This window comes from Blautia caccae, assembly GCF_040095955.1.
GTDB classification, from domain to species: domain Bacteria; phylum Bacillota; class Clostridia; order Lachnospirales; family Lachnospiraceae; genus Blautia; species Blautia celeris.
On the sequence record NZ_JBBMFP010000038.1, the window covers coordinates 12,330 to 32,820 of the forward strand.

The following is a 20,491-nucleotide window of genomic DNA, read 5'->3' on the forward strand; positions in this document are numbered from 1 at the left end:
AATGATTCATGGATTATTTTTTAAAAAGCCGGATAACATAAGGAAATATGCCGGCTTTTGTGTTTATTTAAAGAGAAAACGGAACCTGTTGGAAATATTTTAGATTAATCCGAAAACAGATGTATAACAAAAGATGCATCCTGTTGCTTGACATAATATGTCAAACGCGTTAGAATGTACAGGAACAAAGGAATAAATAAGTGATTATTGGCTGGCGCTCCGTGTCGATACAGCCCTAGAATTACAGGGTGGAGTGGTCAGCTTTTCCTATACGGCTGGGATGAATGTACAAAGTTTTCGTATGATCGTATAAAATAATTCTGCCGATTGCTGCGAAACGCGGCAAAATCATTGAGGGATTTGGGAGTTAGTTATGTATCAGAAAAATGGAAGTAGTTGGTTAAAGCATTTGGATTTTATCATACTGGATTTGATCTGTATGGAAGTTTCATTTCTGCTGAGTTATGTCTTTAGAAACGGGAAAATGTTCCGACTGTCCGATGATAATTATCGTGATGTGGAGATTATCCTGCTTTTTATCTTTTTTGTCGTTGTGTTTTTCAATGAAAGTTACAGCGGTATTTTGAGGAGAGGCTATTTTAGGGAGTTCGTGGCAGTATTTAAACATGTGACTTATATTATAGCTACTATGCTGGTGTATTTATTTTTTGTGAAGCAGTCCTCTACATATTCCCGCGTTATTTTTATCAGCATGTGGGGCATTTATATTGTGTTGTCCTATGTTACAAGACTGGCGTGGAAACAGAATATTAAGAGAAGAGTGGATAAGCAGGAAGGGAAGCGTTCTCTGCTGCTGGTGACGTCTGCGGATGTGGCATCTGAAGTGGTGAAGACTATCCTGAGGAACAATTTTGAGAATCTATACCTGGATGGGATTGCTATTATAGATGTGCATATGACCGGCAAGAAGATTCTGGGTGTGCCTGTTGTGGCGGATAAGGACAGTATGGTTTCTTATATCCAGAAGAACTGGGTGGATGAAGTGTTTTTCAATCCTTCAGAGGAGACGGTTATACCGAATGAGATGATAAAGAGCTGCGCCAGCATGGGCGTGACGATACATATGAAGCTGGCTAAGCTGGAAGTGCTGGGCAATAACCAGATCGTGGAGAAAATGGCAGGATATACTGTGCTTTCCAGCAGTATTAAAATGGCTTCACCCAGGGATATGTTTTTGAAAAGGGCTATGGATATTGTCGGGGGATTTGTCGGTGTTCTGATGACAGGGATACTGACTGTATTTATTGCGCCTATTATTAAGATAAAATCACCGGGACCGGTGTTCTTTTCCCAGATTCGGGTTGGAAAGAATGGGAAGAAGTTTAAGATTTATAAATTCCGTTCTATGTATATGGATGCTGAAGCGCGGAAGAAAGAGCTGATGGAGAAGAATAAGATTCAGGATGGTCTGATGTTTAAGATGGATAATGATCCCAGGATCATTAAAGGAATCGGGAATTTTATCAGGAAGACTTCTCTGGATGAGTTTCCGCAGTTCTGGAATGTGCTGAAAGGTGATATGAGCCTGGTTGGGACAAGACCGCCGACTGTGGATGAGTGGGAGAAGTATGAGGTGCATCATAGGAAGAGACTGGCGATCAAGCCGGGGATTACCGGGATGTGGCAGGTTAGTGGGAGAAGTGGGATTACGGATTTTGAGAAGGTTGTGGAGTTGGATACCGGGTATATTACGGATTGGAGTTTGGGGTTGGATATGAAGTTGTTGTGGAAGACGGTTTTGGTTGTTTTTAGAGGGGAGGGGTCGATGTAGTGGTTAAATAATATTAGATAAGTAATAATTTAAAAAACGAGAATTAACAGAAGTATATTTTTAAATGCTTTATTTGGCTAAGGAAGAGAAGTGCTGCCTGGTTAGATGACATATCTTTTATTTTTTATGATATTTAAAAAGATACAAAGTTCCAAAATAAGAACAAGATTACAAAAGTGGTGAGTTTCATTCTACATCAAGTAGTATATAAGGGAGAAGTTATTAATTATGGAGGGTAAGAACTCTAAAGAGGATAATATTTTAAAAACTGACTATAAAAAGAATCTGAGCATTGCTATGTTAGGCCATAAACGAATCCCTTCCAGGGAGGGTGGCATTGAGATTGTCGTAGAGGAATTAGCAACTAGAATGGTTAAACTTGGACATAATGTTACTTGTTATAACCGGAAAGGTCATCACGTAAGTGGTAAAGAATTTGATTGTGACCAATTAACTGATTATAAAGGCGTTAGACTTAAATCAGTTTTTACTTTAAATAAAAAGGGACTTGCTGCTATGACAGCGTCAGTTGCAGGTGCGTTTTGCGCGGCTTTCGGTAAGTACGATGTGGTGCATTTTCATGCTGAAGGACCGTGTGCTATGTTATGGTTTCCTAAATTATTCGGCAAGAAATGTATAGCTACTATTCATGGATTAGATCATCAAAGAGCTAAATGGGGGAAATTTGCAAGTACATATATCATGCTGGGAGAAAAATGTGCAGTAAAATATGCAGATGAAATTATTGTTCTTTCTGAAGGGGTACAAAATTATTTTATGAAGACATACGGAAGAAAAACCAGATTTATTCCTAATGGAGTTGTGAGACCTCGGATTAGAAAAGCCGATATTATCAAAAAAAAGTATGGACTTGAAAAAGATAGTTACATTTTATTCCTGGGGAGGCTAGTTCCTGAAAAGGGATTAAGATATTTAATTGAAGCATTTAAGAAAGTAAAAACAGATAAAAAGCTTGTTATTGCAGGTGGAAGCTCAGATACAGAAGAGTTTACAAATGAACTTAAAAAAATGGCAGAGAATGATAGAAGAATTCTATTTACAGGGTTTATCCGGGGACAGGAATTGGACGAGATTTATAGCAACGCATATATTTATACATTGCCTAGTGATCTTGAAGGAATGCCTCTCAGTTTATTGGAAGCAATGAGTTATGGGAATTGCTGTTTGGTTTCCGACATAGAGGAGTGTGTCTCAGTGGTTGAAGATAAGGCTTTAGTATTTAAGAAGTCTGCTGTTACAGATCTTCACAAGAAATTACAAAGTGTGTGTGATGACGAAGCAATGGTAGCAGCATATAAAAATAAAGCAGTGGATTTTATATGTAGTAAATATTGTTGGGATGGTGTTGTTGAGAAAACGTTAGAAGTATACAGAGAGTGAATAAATAAAATTTTTAATGGTAAGTAATATTCTTTTTCAAGCGCAGATGATGAAACATTCCGGGGTTGGTTAAACCTAAAAATAAGACGACCTTAGACATAATATATAATGGAATGAACACTGAATTTCCCATCGGACCGGAAATGTCCATCAAAATAGTAAATATTGATGATAAGAACATCTTTGCTAATCGCTTGGAGGTGCTGAAACAAAATGAAAGATACTGATGATAAGAGCATATTTACTTTCCTAATGCGGATTCAGAAACAAACATAACAAAAAATACATTTTAGAGAAGGAAAATCAATGCGTATCCTCTAAATCAATAATCTCCTCTATCCCAACGCGGGTGGCGGGATGTGCATATTGAAAATTGGGCAAAAATAGCGTATTACACTATTTTCTGTGAAGGGGATAAGGCTCAAACAATCATTTTTGTTTCACTACCAGCGTTCGGATAAAGCGCTTTGATTTATAAATAATACATAATAACTACTTTGTCCTATCAAGGGGTATGAAACTGAACATAAAACATAAGGAAAAAAGTACATGAGAACACTGATTATCAATAAATTTCTGCACGCCAACGGCGGCAGCGAGACCTATATCTTCAAGCTGGGTGAACAGCTCCGGAAAATGGGACATGAGGTTCAGTACTTCGGTATGGACCACAAAGGGCGCTGTGTTGGCAACCGGGTCAATGCTTACACGAGTGATATGGATTTCCACGGCGGCAGCAAGCTGTCGAAGCTGACCTACCCAATCAAGACGATTTACAGCAAGGAAGCAAGAGAAAAATTAAGACTGGTGTTGGATGACTTCCAGCCGGATGTCTGCCACCTGAACAATTTCAACTACCAGTTGACCCCCTCCATGATTCTGGAAATTGTGAAATGGCGGAAGGAGACAGGGCATAAGTGCAAGATCGTTTTCACGGCTCACGACTACCAGCTGATCTGTCCTAACCACCAGCTTAAGAATCCGATTACACATGAGAATTGTGAGAAGTGCCTTGGCGGTCACTTCATGAACTGTGTGAAAGGAAAGTGTGTACACAGTTCCACAGCCAAGTCCATCATCGGCATGATGGAAGCAGAGTTTTGGAAATGGAATGGAGCTTATAAGCACATAGATAAAATTATCTGCTGCTCCGAGTTCTTGAAAACGAAGATGGACACCAACCCACTGTTTGCGACCAAGACAATTGCGATGCACAACTTTGTGGAAAAGGTGGAGCCTAAAGAGATTGAAAAACAGAGCTATGTCCTGTACTTTGGCCGCTTCTCTGAGGAAAAGGGCATCAACACACTGGTCGAAACCTGTAACTTGCTGCCGGATATCCAGTTCGTTTTTTCTGGTTCTGGACCATTGGAGGACAAAGTTAATCAGCTGAAAAATGTTAAAAATGTTGGCTTCCAGACTGGCGAAGCATTGGATAAGCTGATTCGGGAAGCACAGTTTTCTATCTGCCCTTCGGAGGTATATGAAAACTGTCCGTTTTCGGTTATGGAAAGTCAGCAGCGTGGAACCCCTGTTATTGGCGCGAATATTGGCGGAATTCCCGAACTGATTACCGATGGTGTGGATGGACGTTTGTTCACAAGTAGAGATTCCAAACAGTTGGCAGCTATTATTAAAGAACTTTGGAACAATCCGACAGAAACTGATAACTATGCAAAGGCATGCCTGAACCTTGAGAGAGATGAGCTTGAAACTTACTGCAACAAGCTCATCCCGATTTATCTAGGGGGGGGGTAATCCTTTGTAAGTTTCAGCGTGTGGACTATGCGTTGTATTTCGGTCGCTTCTCCGAAGAGAAAGGCATCGGAACGCTCATCAAAGTCTGTAAGGAACTGCCGGATGTGCAGTTCATCTTCGCTGGCACAGGGCCGCTGGAAGACAGCATTAAGAGGATAAAGAATATTAAGAACGTTGGCTTCCAGAAGGGTGAGGTACTGGAAAAGATCATCCGGGAGGCACGGTTTTCCATTTACCCGTCTGAGTGGTATGAGAACTGTCCGTTCTCCGTGATGGAATCTCAGATGTATGGCACGCCGGTTCTGGGTGCAAACATTGGTGGCATCCCGGAGCTGATTCAGGTTGGTACGACCGGTGAGTTGTTTGAGAGCGGTAATGGAAAAGATTTGAAAATGAAGATTCAAAAACTCTGGGGTGATAAGGAACTGTGCGCGGAATACAGTGCAAACTGCAAGGACATTAGCTTCGATACCATCGATGAGTATTACGAGAAAATTATGAAGGTTTATAGAGGTGAAGCATGATTTATGTTTTATATGATAAACCCAAGAAATTGGAAGATATGTCATTTTTGACATCGGCATTTGAAAAAGAGTATAAGGAAATTTATCCTGAATGGCGTTGTACATCTATCAAGCAAATGCTTTCGGTTTGTAGCTCAACTGTAAAACGTGCAAAAGCAGGTGATACCATTGTATGCTGGTACGATTTTATGGGGGTGCTATGTTGGTGGCTAGGCAGGCTGACCAATAAAAAAATTAAAGTTATAGCGATTAATATTTTACTGAAAGATAAAAATACGACTAAAAATAAGATGGCAAAATACCTCTATAAAAGGGCACTGCGTTCACATTCTTTTGCCGCAACAGTTACGACTGAGGAATATGGTCGTTATATTAATGAAATTTTGAATACGAAGGCTAATTTTATTCTTTTACATGATGTCTATCATAAAAACTATACATTGGATAAACGAGTGGAAGCCAAGGCTAGCACAGTTTTCTGTGGAGGAAGAAATGGCCGGGATTGGAAATTGTTGTTTGAAGTGGCTAAGAAACTTCCGGATGTAACATTTAATTGTGTTATGCCTAATGCGTTGAAAGAGCAGTTCTTAGATGTTATAGGCGATAATACTTATACTAGAACAGATATTCCGGAAAGTGCATTTATGGAACTCTTGTGTCAGTCGCAGCTTATTGTTATGCCATTGGACACAGAAGCTCCGGCAGGCCTGACAGTCTATTTCCAAGCTGCTGCAAATAATAAGATGATTATAACATCTGATACGGTAACAACAAAAGGATATTTGTCAAACGGACGCGGAGTTTTATGCACACATACTGTAGAGGATTGGGTAGATAAAATTCAGTATTATTTGAAACATAAATCTGATGCAGACATTTGCGCAGAGAAATTTAAGAAATTCTTAGAGAACGAGTGCTCAGAGGAAAACTATGCAAAGACATTATGGGGGATGCTTGGGAATGAAAGAAAGGTATGAGGGAATAGATGGCATAAAGGCGTATGCCATTATCGGTATTGCTCTGATGCATGTTCTCGCAAATGCAAAATATGGAATGGGAGGATTTGTGTTTGAACGGCTTATTCCGTCTTTCACGAACCTCGTTTTTCTTTTTTTGATGGTCAGCGGTTTCGGTATGTGCTGCGGTTATTATCAGAAAATCAAAGATAAGAAAATCAGTGTGGGAGATTTCTACACAAAAAGATACTGTAAGATCTGGCCGTATTTTGCATTGCTTTGTGCGTTGGATTTTGTAATGTCACCTAGCAAAAGCGCATTGTATGAAGTTTTTGCAAATCTGACGCTCTGCCAGGGACTTTTGCCGAATATGAATATATCGGTTATCGGCGTGAGCTGGACATTGGCAGTGATTTTCGTGTTTTACTTGCTGTTTCCGTTTTTTTGCTTCCTGCTGGAAAATAAGAAACGTGCATGGTTAGCATTTGCTTGCGCTGTAATTTACAACTTCGCGTGCAGTACATATTTCTTTGATGCAAACCACATTGCGGATAGAGCAGTGGTCAACTTTAGTGCAAGAACAAATGTCCTATACTGCGCAGTTTACTTTATGGCGGGAGGTTTGATCTTCCTTTATCGGAAAGAGCTGGCCGAGTTTGCATCGATGCATAAAGTAATCGTCGGTGTGATTTTGCTGGTGGATACAGTTGCTTATTTTGCATTAGGCGGCTCTACGCTTACTATGTTGTTCTTCTGTGTGGCTGCTCTGGTCTATACCCTGGGATGCAATCGGGGGGGGGGGGGGTACTGGTTAATCCAGTCGCCAAGTTCCTCGGTAGTATCTGCTTCGAGATTTACCTATGCCACATGGTAATTTATCGTGTGCTTGAAAAGCTACACTTCGTTCATCTGTTTGGAAACGGCCTGCTGGCATATGGCATCACAGCGGTTGCGGTAATCTGCGGCTCAATTGTGTTCTCAGTATGTGCTAAGGGGTTCTTATATAAAATCGAAATATTTTTAAAGAAAGAGTAAACAAAAGGAGAGTTAATTATGTCTGAAGAAAAAAAATTAAATGGTACGGTCATCGTCACTTACCGCTGCAACGCTCGTTGCTCTATGTGTAACCGTTATAAAGCACCTTCCAAACTGGAAGAAGAAATCAGCATCGAAACTATCAAGAAGCTGCCGAGGATGTATTTCACCAACATCACCGGCGGTGAGCCGTTTATCCGCACGGACCTGAAGGATATCGTGCGTGAGCTGTACAAAAAGTCTGATCGTATCGTCATTTCTACCAACGGCTTCTTCACGGATCGTATCGTTGATCTGTGCAAGGAGTTCCCACATATCGGCATTCGTATTTCCATTGAGGGTCTGGAGCAGACCAATAATGAGATTCGCGGTCTGCAGAATGGTTATCAGCGTGGCTATGGTACATTGAAAAAGTTGCGTGAGATGGGTATGAAGGACGTTGGATTCGGTATTACCGTTCAGGATAAGAACGCTCCTGATTTGGTTCCTCTTTACAAGATTTCTAACGAGATGGGTATGGAGTTCGCCACTGCTTCTCTGCACAATAGTTTCTACTTTGTTGAGGCTAAGAATATCATCCACGATCGCCCAATGGTTGCAAAGAACTTTGAGAACCTTGTCAATGAGTTGCTACGCAGCAACAGCCCGAAGAAGTGGTTCCGTGCCTACTTCAACCACGGCCTCATCAACTACATATACGGTCAGAAACGTCTGCTGCCCTGTGATATGAGCTTTGACACCTTCTTCATTGATCCGTATGGCGACGTTATGCCTTGCAACGGTACTAAGGATAAGGAGGTCATGGGCAACCTGAACACCCAGAGCTGGGATGAACTGTGGAACAGCCCACAGGCAGAAGTAGTCCGTAAAAAGGTTCGCTGCTGCGACCGTGACTGCTGGATGATTGGTTCGGTCAGCCCGGCTATGCATAAGTATATCTGGAAGCCTGCCACTTGGGTTCTGGTTCACAAGTTCAAGGCACTGTTCACTAAGCATCCGTACAGCATGTTCGAGTTGAAAATCTGCCGCGACTACCGTGATGGCAAGGTCACCAAGGAAGAATTGGACAAGTGCAGTACCTGTGATATGAACTGTGTAATTAATAATGGCCTGAGCGAAGCATCCAAAGAGCAGCTGAAGCATAAGACCGGAGAGGAAATCGTGGATGCCGATATCGCACAGCAGATGGAGAAGAAGCAATGAGTGAGCAGATAACGGTAAGAACGAGGGAAAAATGGGTTGATGATGTAAAAGTTATTGCCTGTATATTGGTTGTGTTGGGTCATTTCTTTCAGAGCATGACGAAGGCTAATATTTTACCAGAGAATGATTTGTATGAGTGGTTCGATACGACAATTTATTACTTCCATGTGCCGCTGTTCTTTATCTGTAGTGGATACATATATCAGAAGTACAGCAAAGTAAATAGTGTTAGCAACTGGTGCAAGAATGTTGCAAAGAAAGCATTAGCACTCGGTGTGCCGTATGTGACTTTTACGATTGCTACATGGGTGTTGAAAAAGGTGTTCTCAAGCAGTGTTAATGACCAGATAGGCGGTCTTGGTGATACCATTTTACTTCATCCGACTGCACCTTATTGGTATCTGTACGCACTGTTCTTCATCTTCCTTATTACACCGACTTTCAGCAGTGTGAAGGCAGCTGCAATAGGATTGATGGTTGCAGTTACTGTAAAACTCTTGATTTTGACGGGGGGGGTACAGCGTTTACGCAGTGTCGACAGTTCTTTCAAACGAGATATGGTTTGTGCTCGGTATGAGCATTTGTGCGTTTGATGTACAAATGAAGGGCAAAAGCATGCAAGGAACAGTAAGTGGTTTGCTGTTTATGGTTTTAAGCGTTGCTGTGTATATGATGGGAATCCAAGGTGCCGCTGTTTCTTTTGCAATGGGACTGCTGGCCTGTGGGGCTGTAATTTTGATGGTGGCTGGCTTCGAGGAAAAGTTTGGCAGAGGAATAGACTTCCTTGCAAAATATACGATGCCGATTTTCCTGATGCACACACTATTTGCGGCACCAATGAGATTAGTTTTGCTGAAGATTGGTGAGGAGAAGGTTACAGTACATGTGGTGTTGGGACTGGGCATCAGTTTTGGCGGTCCGATCATCGCAGCTTGGATCATGAAGAAAATGAAGTGGTTGGAATTCTTCTTGTATCCGAATAAGTTTATTAGAAAGGTATAGTAGGAATGGGGCTTAAAGACGAAGTTAAGGGAATGCTCGGAATGATTCGAGCAAAAATCTTTTGTGTAACTGCCGGACATGGCGTTTATATTGGTAAGCATTGTGGTCTGAAAGGAAAGCATCATATAACACTGGAAGATTCTGTAACAGTACGTCCTTATGTCCAAATCTGGTCGGGGGGGGGAACGGTTAGAATTGGCAAAGGCTCCGAAATTGGTGAGCGATGCAGGATTTCCATTGCTAACTCTCTGGATATCGGGGAGAAGGTACTCTTTTCACCGAATGTGTATATTACCGATTGCGACCATGATTACCATAACATTGATGTCCCTGTGATTGCTCAGGGAATTGTACAAAAGGGGCAGAAAGTCTCCATTGGGGACGGGTCTTACATTGGAATAAATGTTGTAATTGTAGGCAATGTGAAGATTGGTAAGCATTGTGTGATTGGAGCTAATTCAGTAGTTACAAAGGATATACCTGATTATTGTGTGGCAGTGGGTAGCCCAGCAAGAGTGATAAAAAATATCTGTAATAAAGCAGTGAGGAAAAAAGAAAGTGCAAGAACATAAAGTGACAGTTGTAATACCTGTGTATAATGTGGAAAAATATTTGAATCGATGTTTAAAAAGCATCGTGAGTCAAACATATAAAAACTTAGAAATCCTTTTGGTTGATGATGAATCTCCCGACCGGTGTCCGGAAATGTGCGAAAATTGGGCAAAGTCGGATGAGCGTATTAGAGTAATACATAAAAAAAATGCTGGCTTGGGAATGGCGAGAAATACAGGAATAGAAAATGCCACCGGAAACTTTATATGCTTTGTTGATAGTGATGATTATATCGAATTGGATACTATCGAAAAGGCATATAGAAGAGCTATTGAATGCCGAGCAGATGTTGTATATTATGGATACAATATTGTGAGCGCAGAGGGAATAGTTACAAAAACATATAAGCCGGAAATTGACAAATTAGTTTATGTGGGTGAAGAAGTGGCGGAGGAAATTCTTCCTGAATTGATATCACCGGATTATTCTCAAGAAAAAAAAGCAAATATGATGCTAAGTGCTTGTACGGCACTGTTTTCAATGGATTTGATAAACAAAATTCATTGGAGATTTGTTTCGGAAAGAGAAATCATTTCGGAAGATGTTTATTCATTGATGAATCTCTTTGGACATGTTGCATGTGTCGGGGTTTTACCTGAAGCGATGTACTACTATTGCCAAAATGGTACATCACTAACAAGGGCATATAGAAAAGACCGATATCAAGGAATTAAAGTATTCTACGATAAAATCATGATTCTGTGTGAGAATCATAGATATCCGGAGATGATTAAAACTCGATTTGCAAGTGCCTATTTTGCTTTTGTAATTGCAACATTAAAACTTATCGCTTTGTCCGAAGGTAAAACTTTAGATAAGTTGAGTAACATTCGGGCGATTGAAAAAGACTCACACTTGAAAAAGGTACTAAGTGAAATTGATTTAAAAATCGAAAGTAAAAGTAGAAAGTTCGTTCGACTAATTTTGCTAAAAGAAAATACATTACTGTGCTATTTAGTGTTGCTGCTTAAATATAAACATAACTAAAAAGGAGTGAAAATTAATCAGAAATGCATTCATTTGTAATTAAATATAAGAGCATCATATATGGTGTTTTAGGAATATGCTTGTTGCAAGGCATAATATCAGATTATGTTGGTTTTCGCCAGATTAATTATTTGTGCGATGTGTTGCTGATTATCTTACTTCTTGTAGTGGTCTGTAGAAAGCAAATAACATTAACAAAAACAATTAAAAATATTGAAATTGTTTCAATGGTAGCCTTTGCGGTGGTAGTACTGATTGGATGGGGATTAAATTCAGTTACTATTCCCAGAGCTTTTTGGGGTATAAGAAATTATGGAAGATTCTTTCTATTCTATGTATTGGCACGAGCTCTATGGACAGAAGATGATGTGAAGCCAATTGAAGAATTGTTCCTGAAATTGTTTCCAATCCACATGATTTTAATTGCATTTCAATATGTTGTGGAAGGTTTAAATCAAGATTTCCTTAGCGGACTATTCGGAAAGACGGGCGGTGGTAACGGCGGACTGATGATTTACCTGTCCATTATTCTGTGTATTGCGGTATGCCAATTTGAGTATAAAAAAATGAGCACAAGGAAGTTTTTGTGCTATCTGCTTCTTATATTTGTAAATGCCGCATTGTCAGAATTGAAATTTCTTTTTATTATGGCAATTCTATTGGTGGTATGGTATCTTACAATGTCAAAGCGTAAGGGGCGCGGTATGATTCTCGCGTTGTTCTTTGTAATAGCATTGTATGTTGGAATGCAAATTTTTTATTATGTTTTTCCGTTTTGGGCAGACTATTTGTCGTTCGACAATATTATGACTATTCTTTCTGACCAAGAGGTATATGCAAGTCAGTTTGATGTCGGAAGAACAGCGGTGTTTTCAAAGTTATCACCTATTATCACAAAATGGGCGGGAAAGGATGCATTGCTGTTTGGCATCGGTTTAGGAAATGGTGATTACTCTGACGCATTCCCGATTCTGAATAGTGCATTTTACAATGTTTATGGTTTGATGCACTATACATGGCTATCGTTGGGATATCTCTTTGTTGAAGTAGGTTATATTGGCACGATTGCGTACATTTCTTTTTTTGTGATACTAGAGATTAAAGCGATTGTTGCATATCAAAAAAGAAGTACATATTACAACCTGCTTGGAACATTTTTTCCAATGGTTTTTATGATAATCATGGTGTATAATTCAACATTGCGTTCAAATTATGCTTATATGGTATTTGCTGTTTTGACATGGCAAACTTTAGCAGATTCCGGAAATGAAGAGGAGTGAGGAGCATGAATATAAAAAATGTCTGCAGACGTTTGATATTTGGAAATAAAGCAGATTCGAAAACATACATAGAATATCTTCGGAGTCTTGGGATGAAAATTGGAGGTGAAACAACTATATATGTTCCGACAAAAACCCAAATTGATACCACCCGTCCGTGGCTGATCACAATTGGAAACAACGTGAAGATTACAGAAGGGGTTACCATTCTCACTCACGGTTTTGATTGGTCTGTGATGAAAGGTGTTTATGGAGACATTCTTGGATCGGGGGGGGGGGCGTGGTAATAGGCGATAATGTCTTTATTGGTATGAAGTCAACAATTCTAAAGGGAGTTCATATCGGTAATAATGTTATCATCGGGGCCAATTCTCTCGTTAATAAGGATATTCCAGATAATTGCGTGGCAGCAGGAAATCCCTGCAAGATCATTATGGAACTAGAAGAGTATCATGAGAAGCGCAAAGCTGCACAGGTAGCAGAAGCGAAAGAACTTGTAGAACTGTATAGAGAACGATATGGAAAAGAGCCTGATGAGAAAGCATTACATGAATTCTTCTGGCTTTTTACAGACGGAAATAATGAACTTCCAGAGTGTTGGGAAAGTATGATGAAACTCGGAGGAAACTACGAGTATACAAAAGAGCAATTTAGGAAAAACCATAAGAAATTCAAAGACATGGAAGATTTTCTGAAGAAAATTTGATGACAAAGTGTGTACAGAACGAAGGAGGATTATGAAAGTGAAAGTGTGTATTTTGTCAATGCAGCAGATTGATAATATGGGGTCCTTGCTTCAATCGTATGCACTGAAAAAGACAATTGAAAAACTAGGAAACGAAGTAGAGTTTATAGATATTGCTAAAAGAGATGAAGACTATGAACTTCTGGGAAATTACAAGCAAGAATACCATGAAGAACGAGAAAAAGATGGCATAATAGGGAAAATTAGTAAAACTGATCGATATACGTTAAACCGTCTGAAAATTAAAAGAAAAAGTATAGAGCAAGGTGCGGCTTTTAACAAATTCCGTGTGGAGCAATTAAATATCGAGAAAAAAAGTCATCAGTATGATGTTTGTGTAATTGGCAGTGATGAAGTATTTAACTGCTTAAATTCGGGAGCATGGGGATTTACTTCACAACTGTTTGGTAATGTTCCAGAGGCGAATAAAGTGATTACTTATGCGGCATCTTGCGGCTCCACAAAATATGATGAAATACCAGTGAAAGTTGCTGAGAAAATTAGGAAAACATTTAAAAATGTTACGGCATTTTCTGTGCGAGATGAAAACACGCACAAGTTTGTTGCAAAACTGACTGATAAACAGATTAGTGATAATCTGGACCCGGTACTAATATATAACTTCAATCACGAAGTGGAGCAGACGTCCTTGCCTGAAATGCCGGAACATTACTGTGTGATTTATTCATATTATAATCGAATTCATACGGCTGAGGAAATTGATGCAATAAAAGGGTTTTGTAAAAAGCATCAGTTGACGCCAGTTGCAATTGGTGCACCACAGTTCTGGATTAAAGATTATATTGTATGTTCACCATTTCAGTGCCTAAAAATATTCAAGGAATCAGATTTTGTGGTTACGGATACATTTCATGGGACAATTTTTGCTTCAAAATATGCAAATAAATTTGCTGTTTTAGCTAGAGCAAGCAACAAAAATAAGCTGCTGAATTTAGTTGAAAAGATAAGAATGAAAGACCAGCTGATGAGTAATATTGTGGAAATTGAAGAGAAATATAGCTTCTGGAAGAGCAAAGAGAAATTCAGTTCAATCATTGAGGAAGAAATGAAAAAAACAGTACAATATCTGAAGAGTAATATATAAACGGCGTAGGTGAATAGATGGCAAAGTATTTATTTGTTGGAGAGGCAGATGGCAATACGGGACCTTCCAATGTTAATAAGGGAATAGTTTCAAATCTGACAGACAGTTTCTGTGTGGCGGATAGCAAGAATAAAATTAAAAAGTATCTGAGTGCAATAGTTAACACATTTCGGTGTAAGGCTGTTATTGTATCAGGGATGTCAAAGGTTGGATTATATGCTATTAAGCTTGCAAAGTGTCTGAATAAGAAGACAATTTATATTATGCATGGCTGCTATGAGATTGAATCAACATTAAATGAAGAGGTGACAGATGTTAATAGTGTGAATATGGAGCAATATGTTCTTCATAATGTAGATTTGCTTCTGTCAGTATCAAAACGATATGCTGAAAGAATTCTAAAAGAATATCCATGCTGCAACGGGAAAACGACATATTTACATAATGGTGTAGATAAATTGAAGTTGGATTCTGGTACAGTTGAGCGTAAAAAAGGACGCATAATAGCTGTTGGAGGTGATCGAAAGCTAAAAAATAATATTGCCGTTGCAAATGCAATGGCTAAACTGGATGATAAAAAGAAATTGATGGTTTATGGATATCTTTATCATCCTGATGATCTGCCAAAAGGTAATAACATTGAGTTTAAAGGACTTGTTTCGCAGGAACAACTCTATAAAGAAATGGCGCAAAGTGAATTGTTTGTACTGAATTCAACTCTGGAATCTTTTGGACTTACTGTTTTTGATGCTCTGCAATGTGGGTGTAGCGTCCTTATTTCGAATGCTGCAGGCGCATTGGACTTGCTGGATGTTGCAGAGCATGACGTGATTTATGATCCAATGGATGAAGATGAGATTGCGAAAAAGATTGATTATCTTCTTCAGAATCCTAATAATTCACGCTTAATGAAGGACTTGAATTTTGATGAAATCTCTTATAAAACGGAAGTTAAAAAGCTAGAGCAGTTTTGTAAGGAGTTATGTGAAAAAAGCAGGAGCTAATTAGGTAATGAAAACTGTATGTAAACAAGATTATTGCACAGGCTGTATGGCATGTGTTGGAAAATGTAAAAAAGAAGCAATTACAATTAAAGATACTTTATCAGCCTATAATGCGGTTATTGATGAAAGTAAATGTATTAACTGTGGGGCTTGTGAGCGAGTATGCCCCAATAATCGTAAAATGGAGTTGAAAGAACCTATCAGCTGGCAAGAAGGTTGGGCGATAGATGATGTTAGGATGAAAGCGTCATCTGGCGGAGCCGCTTCAGCAATGATGAAATATTTCGTTGAAAATGGTGGTTATGTTGCAGCCTGCCTGTTCATAAATGGAGAATTCCTTTTTGACATAACAGATAAAAAAGATGAACTTATCAATTTCACAGGGTCTAAATATGTGAAAAGCAACCCGGTTGGTATTTATGATAAGATTGTCGAAAAATTAAAGAATGGAAATAAAGTCCTATTCATCGGATTGCCTTGTCAGGTGGCTGCTGCAAAAAATTATACGGCAACACTGTCTTCCAATAAAAGAGAAAATCTATATACGATTGACTTAATTTGTCATGGATCGCCGTCACCGAAAATTTTGAATCTTGCACTGCATGAAAAAGGTGTTGACATTAAACAGTTAAAAGAGATTCGGTTTAGAAATAAAACGAATTTTGGAATATCCACGCAGAATAAAGATAAAGAGTACAAGACGATAACACCGGCAGGTGTCCAGGATATGTACACATACGCGTTCCTTACCTCTTTAGATTATACAGAAAACTGTTATTCTTGCCGGTATGCAGCATTGGGTAGAGTATCTGATGTTACGATTGGAGATTCTTGGGGAAGTGATCGTCCTGACAGTGAACAGGGAAAAGGTATCTCGTTGATGTTATGCCAAACGAATAAAGGAATGGCGTTGATTGAAAATTCTGGATTACAGTTAGAGAAAGTTAATATTGAGAAGGCAATAGAGGCTAATCATCAGTTAAGACATCCCTCAATTGCACCAGAGACTCGTATGACCTTTTTTGCAAATCTGGACACAGGATTTCATAGGGCAGTTTCAAAGTGCGCGCCTAAAGTATATTATAAACAGAAACTGAAAGAAAATCTTATAAAGTTCAAAATTATTCGGGGGGGGGGGGCAGACCGAATAGAGTATAAGATTAGCTTCCGGTAATGTAGCAAAAATGGAATGCTTTTTATCATTTACAGACGGCAGAGCAAAATATTGGATCTGCTAGATTTTTAGTGGAGGAAATAATGGCAGAACTTTTGCCACGCAGATAAAATAATGCAAAAATCGTTAGCTAAAAATTCAATATATAATATCATATATACGATTGCTAATCTTATATTTCCATTTGTGACTTCAATATACGTATCACGAATTCTTCTCCCGTTTGGTATAGGAAAAGTTGCGTCTTCACAGAATATTGCTTCTTATTTTGTGACGATTGCTTCATTGGGCCTGCCATCTTACGGTGTGAGAGAGTTTGCGAAAGTCAGAGAAAACAAATGCGAAAGCAATAAGCTGTTTACAGAACTCTTATTGCTTAATATCATATCCACAACATTAGCGGTAGTAGGGTTCTTTGGCCTTGTTTTTATAAACGCAGGTTTTAACGGCGAATGGGCACTGTATGGTGCTTGTGGACTGGCTGTTTTCTTTAACTACCTGAACATCGATTGGATGTATAAGGGATTGGAGGAATACGGCTATATTACCGGTAGAAGTTTGCTAATAAAAGGTCTTTCACTTGTTGCACTACTTTTGTTTGTTAAAACACGACAGGATTATGTTGCTTATGCATTGATTTCCAGCCTTGCGACGGGTGGGAATTATGTATTCAATGTTATCCATGCAAAGAAATTCGTTAATATCAATTTCTCAGGTATTCAAATCAAAAAACATATAAAACCGGTTCTTTTGATTGCGTGCATTATATTCTTGTCGAGTATTTATAACAAAATCGATGTTACAATGCTGAATATGATGGCAACCGATGAGTCGGTCGGATTTTATTCGTATGCACAAAAGACTATTAATATGGTGCTCACTATGGCAAATGCAGTCACAGCGGCACTGCTTCCAAGATTAAGTTACTATTATGATAATGATAAAGAAGGTTTTTACCGATTACTGGATAAGGGATTTCAAATCTTATGTGTGATGACCCTTCCACTGACTGTTGGAATGGCACTTGTGGCGTCTCAAACTGTTGAGTTCCTTTACGGAGAGGCCTTTGCTCCGGCTGCTTTGACGATACAACTGATGTGTCCTTTGATTCTTATTAAGGGATTTGGCGACTTATTCTGCTATCAGCTGGTCTATAGTACTAAAAGCGAAAAAATCATTCTTCCGGCAGCAGCTTCAGCATCTGTAATTAATGTCATTACAAATGCGATGATGATTCCAAAGCTGCTGCAAAATGGTGCAGTTATTGCATCTGTGTTTAGTGAGTTGGCGACAAATACGATTCAGTTCATTTATATGAAGAAGAAAGTACGATTCAATATTAATGGGAAAGCACTTGTAACAGGGGTGATTAGTACAGCAATCATGTCTGTGTGTGTACTTCTTCTTATGCAACTGCGTCTGTCAAACACAATTGGTCTTTTCGTTGAAGTGGCTTGTGGCGCAGCTGTATACATTGCCGTCAATTTGGCAATGAAGAATGCATTCATGTTTGAACTCATCGAAAAGGTTAAAAACAAGATTTTGCACAAAGCGTAAATGACGTTTAACGCAGTACAAAGGTAATTGATGGAGAGAGGAGAACTTCGGTGGAAAATATAAGGGAAAAAGCAAAATTCAAAACTACTAACTTATTGATTTGTTATAATTTATTTGTTCATTTTTTGTAATCGGCATACATACAAAACCATTTCAGGTAAGTAGTGATTTGCTAGAAAAACTGTTCTACTATGATATCTCCAACAATGCGGTGCCGTTCTTTTATGCGTGTACAGGATACTTTCTGGTTATTAAACAGCCTGAAGAAGATTTGCACACGAAATGGATGTTCCGTTGCAGAAAAGTCATGAAAATTTATCTAATATGGTCAGCTGTTTACCTTCCGCTAACTATGTGTGGCTGGTTGGTTGAGAGAGGGATGAAACCTGCGTATTTGATTTTCTGTCTGCGAAACTTCATATTTGTTGGTGATAATTTCTATTCGTGGACACTATGGTATTTGAACGGCTTGATTTTTGCTTTGCTCTTAATTGAACTTTTGTCAAGAAAGCTCTCAATTAGGCGAATTGTATGTATTGGATCGATTGTATATCTGATTAGTATCGAATTAAAAATGATGAATGGCCATTGGAAAGTCCATTAACTTGTATTTCTCTTTATTTGTGACAACAAGAAATGTCTTTTTCCAATCACTGGTGTTTGTATCAATTGGAATGCTGGTAGCTCAAATGGATTGTGCAGATAAATTTGAAACATCCATGCGGAGTGGATTAATCGTTGGATTTATCTAGATGGTAAAAGTTAGGCTTAGTTTAATCGGGGGAGGGCAGTACTGAGAGTGTGAAACTTTTTCTGTAAAATAGGATTTATAAGGTTTTTCTATGATAAAATAAAAATCATAGGAGGACCTTTTATTATGGCAAGACAAAAGAAACCAGTACACAGAGTACAAATGACAGAAGGGAAACGCAGCATTATCCATCAGCTTTTGGAAAAATACGATATTCAGACAGCTGAAGACATTCAGGATGCCCTGAGATAGTGTCAAGATTTTTTCGCAAATTTAATTCCTGCCGTTCAGTAGCTGACAGTTAACCGGCTATGATATCAGACAGTAGTTCATCCTCCTGTTTAGTAAGATGATCCATATTCATGTAGCGCCTGGTTCCCCATTGGGTTCCTGCTACATGTCGCAGTCTGGCACATACGAGTATCCAAGGCACTTTGACCATCAGGAAAAGCGCCGATTGCTCTGGTTCGACGTTTAATTTCCCGGTTTAACCGTTCAATGGTGTTATTGGTCCGGATTCTGGTCCAGTGCTGTGTTGGAAAGTCCATATAGGTGAGTGTCTCCTCAATGCCATCCTGAAGCTTTTTAGCAGCAGAGCCAAGTTTCATTTTCTTTAGTTTCTCAGCTACCTGTTATGCTTTCTCACGTGCTGCTTCCTTGCTCTCCTGGGCATGAATGGCTTTTAACATCATTGCTACAGCCTTCATCCTGTTACGTGGAGTAACAGAGAAAATATTCCGGTAAAAATGAACGGTGCGGCGTTGATAACGGGCATCTGGAAATACTTCTGGTATGGTTTCGAGCATTCCGAGATTTTTGTCTCCGATAATCAGGCTGGCTCCCGTTAAGCCACGTTCTTCCAACCATACAAAGAAGGAGCGCCAGCTCTCCTTGTCTTCTTTCAGGCCTTCAGCTGCACCGATAATCTCACGGCAGCCATCACTACTGACTCCAATAGCAACAAGGATAGAAACGTTTTGGATTTCGCCACCCCAGCTGCGCTTCAAATATACGCCATCTACATAGACATACGGATAGTTACCAACCAGTGGGCGTGTACGCCAGGTTTCGATATGCTCTTATGTCTTTTTATTGAGATTACTGATGGTACCTGGGGATACTTTTGTTCCCCATAAAGCTTCGGTGATATCCTCGACACGCCGTACAGAAACACCTGCCAGATACATTTCAATCAGAGCTTCTTCAACGGAAGATTCCCTGTGGCAGTAGCGTTCAATAATAGCAGTTTCAAAGGGAACCCCTTTCAGCTTTGGAACTTTTAGTTCCACATCGCCAGCAGTAGTCTGAAAATTTCGATTGTAATGGCCGGAGCGATACCCCTGACGGTCAGCGGAACGCTCAGACAATGATGATTACCGGAACGGTTACAAACGAAAACGGGTCAACAGTAGTTACGGTTCCATGGGAATCGATGTGCTGCCGCAAGACCGAAAATCTACCTTTGAACCACAGGTGGTCAAAAAACGCCAGAAAGACATTTCTGATATTGACCGGAAAATCATCTCCGTGTATGCGAAGGGAATGACTACCCGGCAGATATCTGAAACTATTGAAGATATCTACGGATTTGAGACCTCGGAAGGA

At 39.4% G+C, this 20,491-nt stretch carries 20 protein-coding genes and 2 pseudogenes; 21 read left to right on the forward strand and 1 reads right to left on the reverse strand.

The window, feature by feature from the left end:
- The first annotated feature begins 373 nt into the window (after positions 1 to 373).
- The 20 genes from WMO65_RS24985 to WMO65_RS25075 all read left to right on the forward strand — a co-directional run bounded on the left by WMO65_RS24985 (position 374) and on the right by WMO65_RS25075 (position 19,138).
- Entirely contained in the window at positions 374 to 1,792 is a 1,419-nt protein-coding gene (locus WMO65_RS24985; protein ID WP_148392790.1) for a sugar transferase, read from the forward strand.
- A gap of 228 nt (positions 1,793 to 2,020) precedes the next feature.
- Positions 2,021 to 3,193: a glycosyltransferase family 4 protein gene (locus tag WMO65_RS24990; protein WP_330641660.1), complete on the forward strand. Its 1,173-nt coding sequence runs from the start codon at positions 2,021 to 2,023 to the stop codon at positions 3,191 to 3,193.
- Positions 3,194 to 3,742: 549 nt separating this feature from the next.
- A complete protein-coding gene (locus WMO65_RS24995; protein ID WP_349064726.1) occupies positions 3,743 to 4,951 on the forward strand; it encodes a glycosyltransferase in 1,209 nt (402 codons plus the stop codon).
- Positions 4,952 to 4,971: 20 nt separating this feature from the next.
- A complete protein-coding gene (locus tag WMO65_RS25000) occupies positions 4,972 to 5,475 on the forward strand; it encodes a glycosyltransferase (RefSeq protein ID WP_330641662.1) in 504 nt (167 codons plus the stop codon).
- Positions 5,472 to 6,452: a glycosyltransferase gene (locus WMO65_RS25005; RefSeq protein ID WP_148392788.1), complete on the forward strand. Its 981-nt coding sequence runs from the start codon at positions 5,472 to 5,474 to the stop codon at positions 6,450 to 6,452. The genes WMO65_RS25000 and WMO65_RS25005 overlap by 4 nt, the downstream gene beginning before the upstream one ends.
- Positions 6,436 to 7,305 (forward strand): acyltransferase family protein, encoded by an 870-nt coding sequence (locus tag WMO65_RS25010; RefSeq protein WP_343309852.1) that lies wholly within the window; start codon positions 6,436 to 6,438, stop codon positions 7,303 to 7,305. Before WMO65_RS25005 ends, WMO65_RS25010 begins: the two co-directional genes overlap by 17 nt.
- A 179-nt stretch (positions 7,306 to 7,484) precedes the next feature.
- The gene (locus WMO65_RS25015; RefSeq protein WP_148392786.1) at positions 7,485 to 8,669 is read left to right on the forward strand and encodes a radical SAM protein; all 1,185 of its coding nucleotides are present in this window, start codon (positions 7,485 to 7,487) and stop codon (positions 8,667 to 8,669) included.
- Positions 8,666 to 9,262: an acyltransferase family protein gene (locus WMO65_RS25020; protein WP_256157925.1), complete on the forward strand. Its 597-nt coding sequence runs from the start codon at positions 8,666 to 8,668 to the stop codon at positions 9,260 to 9,262. The genes WMO65_RS25015 and WMO65_RS25020 overlap by 4 nt, the downstream gene beginning before the upstream one ends.
- 22 nt (positions 9,263 to 9,284) lie before the next feature.
- Entirely contained in the window at positions 9,285 to 9,671 is a 387-nt protein-coding gene (locus WMO65_RS25025; protein WP_256139449.1) for a hypothetical protein, read from the forward strand.
- Positions 9,672 to 9,712: 41 nt separating this feature from the next.
- The gene (locus tag WMO65_RS25030; RefSeq protein ID WP_256170764.1) at positions 9,713 to 10,243 is read left to right on the forward strand and encodes an acyltransferase; all 531 of its coding nucleotides are present in this window, start codon (positions 9,713 to 9,715) and stop codon (positions 10,241 to 10,243) included.
- A complete protein-coding gene (locus WMO65_RS25035) occupies positions 10,230 to 11,270 on the forward strand; it encodes a glycosyltransferase family 2 protein (RefSeq protein WP_148392783.1) in 1,041 nt (346 codons plus the stop codon). Before WMO65_RS25030 ends, WMO65_RS25035 begins: the two co-directional genes overlap by 14 nt.
- Before the next feature lie 83 nt (positions 11,271 to 11,353).
- Positions 11,354 to 12,550 (forward strand): hypothetical protein, encoded by a 1,197-nt coding sequence (locus WMO65_RS25040; RefSeq protein WP_148392782.1) that lies wholly within the window; start codon positions 11,354 to 11,356, stop codon positions 12,548 to 12,550.
- 5 nt (positions 12,551 to 12,555) lie between these two features.
- Complete coding sequence (locus WMO65_RS25045) at positions 12,556 to 12,837, forward strand: hypothetical protein (protein WP_256157929.1); 282 nt, start codon at positions 12,556 to 12,558, stop codon at positions 12,835 to 12,837.
- Positions 12,831 to 13,256, forward strand: a complete 426-nt coding sequence (locus WMO65_RS25050; protein ID WP_256139445.1) for an acyltransferase — start codon at positions 12,831 to 12,833, stop codon at positions 13,254 to 13,256. The genes WMO65_RS25045 and WMO65_RS25050 overlap by 7 nt, the downstream gene beginning before the upstream one ends.
- Before the next feature lie 31 nt (positions 13,257 to 13,287).
- Positions 13,288 to 14,400: a polysaccharide pyruvyl transferase family protein gene (locus WMO65_RS25055; protein WP_243128821.1), complete on the forward strand. Its 1,113-nt coding sequence runs from the start codon at positions 13,288 to 13,290 to the stop codon at positions 14,398 to 14,400.
- Between the two features lie 17 nt (positions 14,401 to 14,417).
- On the forward strand, positions 14,418 to 15,404 hold the full coding sequence (locus tag WMO65_RS25060; RefSeq protein WP_148392780.1) for a glycosyltransferase family 4 protein: 987 nt from the start codon (positions 14,418 to 14,420) through the stop codon (positions 15,402 to 15,404).
- A gap of 7 nt (positions 15,405 to 15,411) precedes the next feature.
- Positions 15,412 to 16,578 (forward strand): Coenzyme F420 hydrogenase/dehydrogenase, beta subunit C-terminal domain, encoded by a 1,167-nt coding sequence (locus WMO65_RS25065; protein ID WP_349064732.1) that lies wholly within the window; start codon positions 15,412 to 15,414, stop codon positions 16,576 to 16,578.
- A 114-nt stretch (positions 16,579 to 16,692) separates the two neighbouring features.
- Complete coding sequence (locus WMO65_RS25070; protein ID WP_148392778.1) at positions 16,693 to 18,135, forward strand: oligosaccharide flippase family protein; 1,443 nt, start codon at positions 16,693 to 16,695, stop codon at positions 18,133 to 18,135.
- 112 nt (positions 18,136 to 18,247) lie between these two features.
- Complete coding sequence (locus tag WMO65_RS26605) at positions 18,248 to 18,739, forward strand: acyltransferase family protein (protein ID WP_353964006.1); 492 nt, start codon at positions 18,248 to 18,250, stop codon at positions 18,737 to 18,739.
- A gap of 273 nt (positions 18,740 to 19,012) precedes the next feature.
- Entirely contained in the window at positions 19,013 to 19,138 is a 126-nt protein-coding gene (locus tag WMO65_RS25075; RefSeq protein WP_256139482.1) for a hypothetical protein, read from the forward strand.
- 49 nt (positions 19,139 to 19,187) lie between these two features.
- On the opposite strand, the pseudogene WMO65_RS25080 reads toward WMO65_RS25075, so the two are convergent.
- Positions 19,188 to 20,247 (reverse strand): annotated as a pseudogene (locus WMO65_RS25080) (IS256 family transposase); the annotation flags it as partial.
- Here WMO65_RS25080 and WMO65_RS25085 point away from each other — a divergent pair.
- Positions 20,237 to 20,491: pseudogene (locus WMO65_RS25085) on the forward strand (transposase); the annotation flags it as partial. The pseudogenes WMO65_RS25080 and WMO65_RS25085 overlap by 11 nt on opposite strands.

What these genes read in the sequence shown, in the direction of transcription:
- WMO65_RS24985 (WP_148392790.1), top strand. Translation starts at nt 374, where the DNA reads ATGTATCAGAAAAATGGAAGTAGTTGGTTAAAGCATTTGGATTTTATC.
- WMO65_RS24990 (WP_330641660.1), top strand. Translation starts at nt 2,021, where the DNA reads ATGGAGGGTAAGAACTCTAAAGAGGATAATATTTTAAAAACTGACTAT.
- WMO65_RS24995 (WP_349064726.1), top strand. Translation starts at nt 3,743, where the DNA reads ATGAGAACACTGATTATCAATAAATTTCTGCACGCCAACGGCGGCAGC.
- WMO65_RS25005 (WP_148392788.1), top strand. Translation starts at nt 5,472, where the DNA reads ATGATTTATGTTTTATATGATAAACCCAAGAAATTGGAAGATATGTCA.
- WMO65_RS25010 (WP_343309852.1), top strand. Translation starts at nt 6,436, where the DNA reads ATGAAAGAAAGGTATGAGGGAATAGATGGCATAAAGGCGTATGCCATT.
- WMO65_RS25015 (WP_148392786.1), top strand. Translation starts at nt 7,485, where the DNA reads ATGTCTGAAGAAAAAAAATTAAATGGTACGGTCATCGTCACTTACCGC.
- WMO65_RS25020 (WP_256157925.1), top strand. Translation starts at nt 8,666, where the DNA reads ATGAGTGAGCAGATAACGGTAAGAACGAGGGAAAAATGGGTTGATGAT.
- WMO65_RS25025 (WP_256139449.1), top strand. Translation starts at nt 9,285, where the DNA reads ATGCAAGGAACAGTAAGTGGTTTGCTGTTTATGGTTTTAAGCGTTGCT.
- WMO65_RS25030 (WP_256170764.1), top strand. Translation starts at nt 9,713, where the DNA reads ATGATTCGAGCAAAAATCTTTTGTGTAACTGCCGGACATGGCGTTTAT.
- WMO65_RS25045 (WP_256157929.1), top strand. Translation starts at nt 12,556, where the DNA reads ATGAATATAAAAAATGTCTGCAGACGTTTGATATTTGGAAATAAAGCA.
- WMO65_RS25055 (WP_243128821.1), top strand. Translation starts at nt 13,288, where the DNA reads ATGAAAGTGAAAGTGTGTATTTTGTCAATGCAGCAGATTGATAATATG.
- WMO65_RS25060 (WP_148392780.1), top strand. Translation starts at nt 14,418, where the DNA reads ATGGCAAAGTATTTATTTGTTGGAGAGGCAGATGGCAATACGGGACCT.
- WMO65_RS25065 (WP_349064732.1), top strand. Translation starts at nt 15,412, where the DNA reads ATGAAAACTGTATGTAAACAAGATTATTGCACAGGCTGTATGGCATGT.
- WMO65_RS25070 (WP_148392778.1), top strand. Translation starts at nt 16,693, where the DNA reads ATGCAAAAATCGTTAGCTAAAAATTCAATATATAATATCATATATACG.
- WMO65_RS25075 (WP_256139482.1), top strand. Translation starts at nt 19,013, where the DNA reads ATGGCAAGACAAAAGAAACCAGTACACAGAGTACAAATGACAGAAGGG.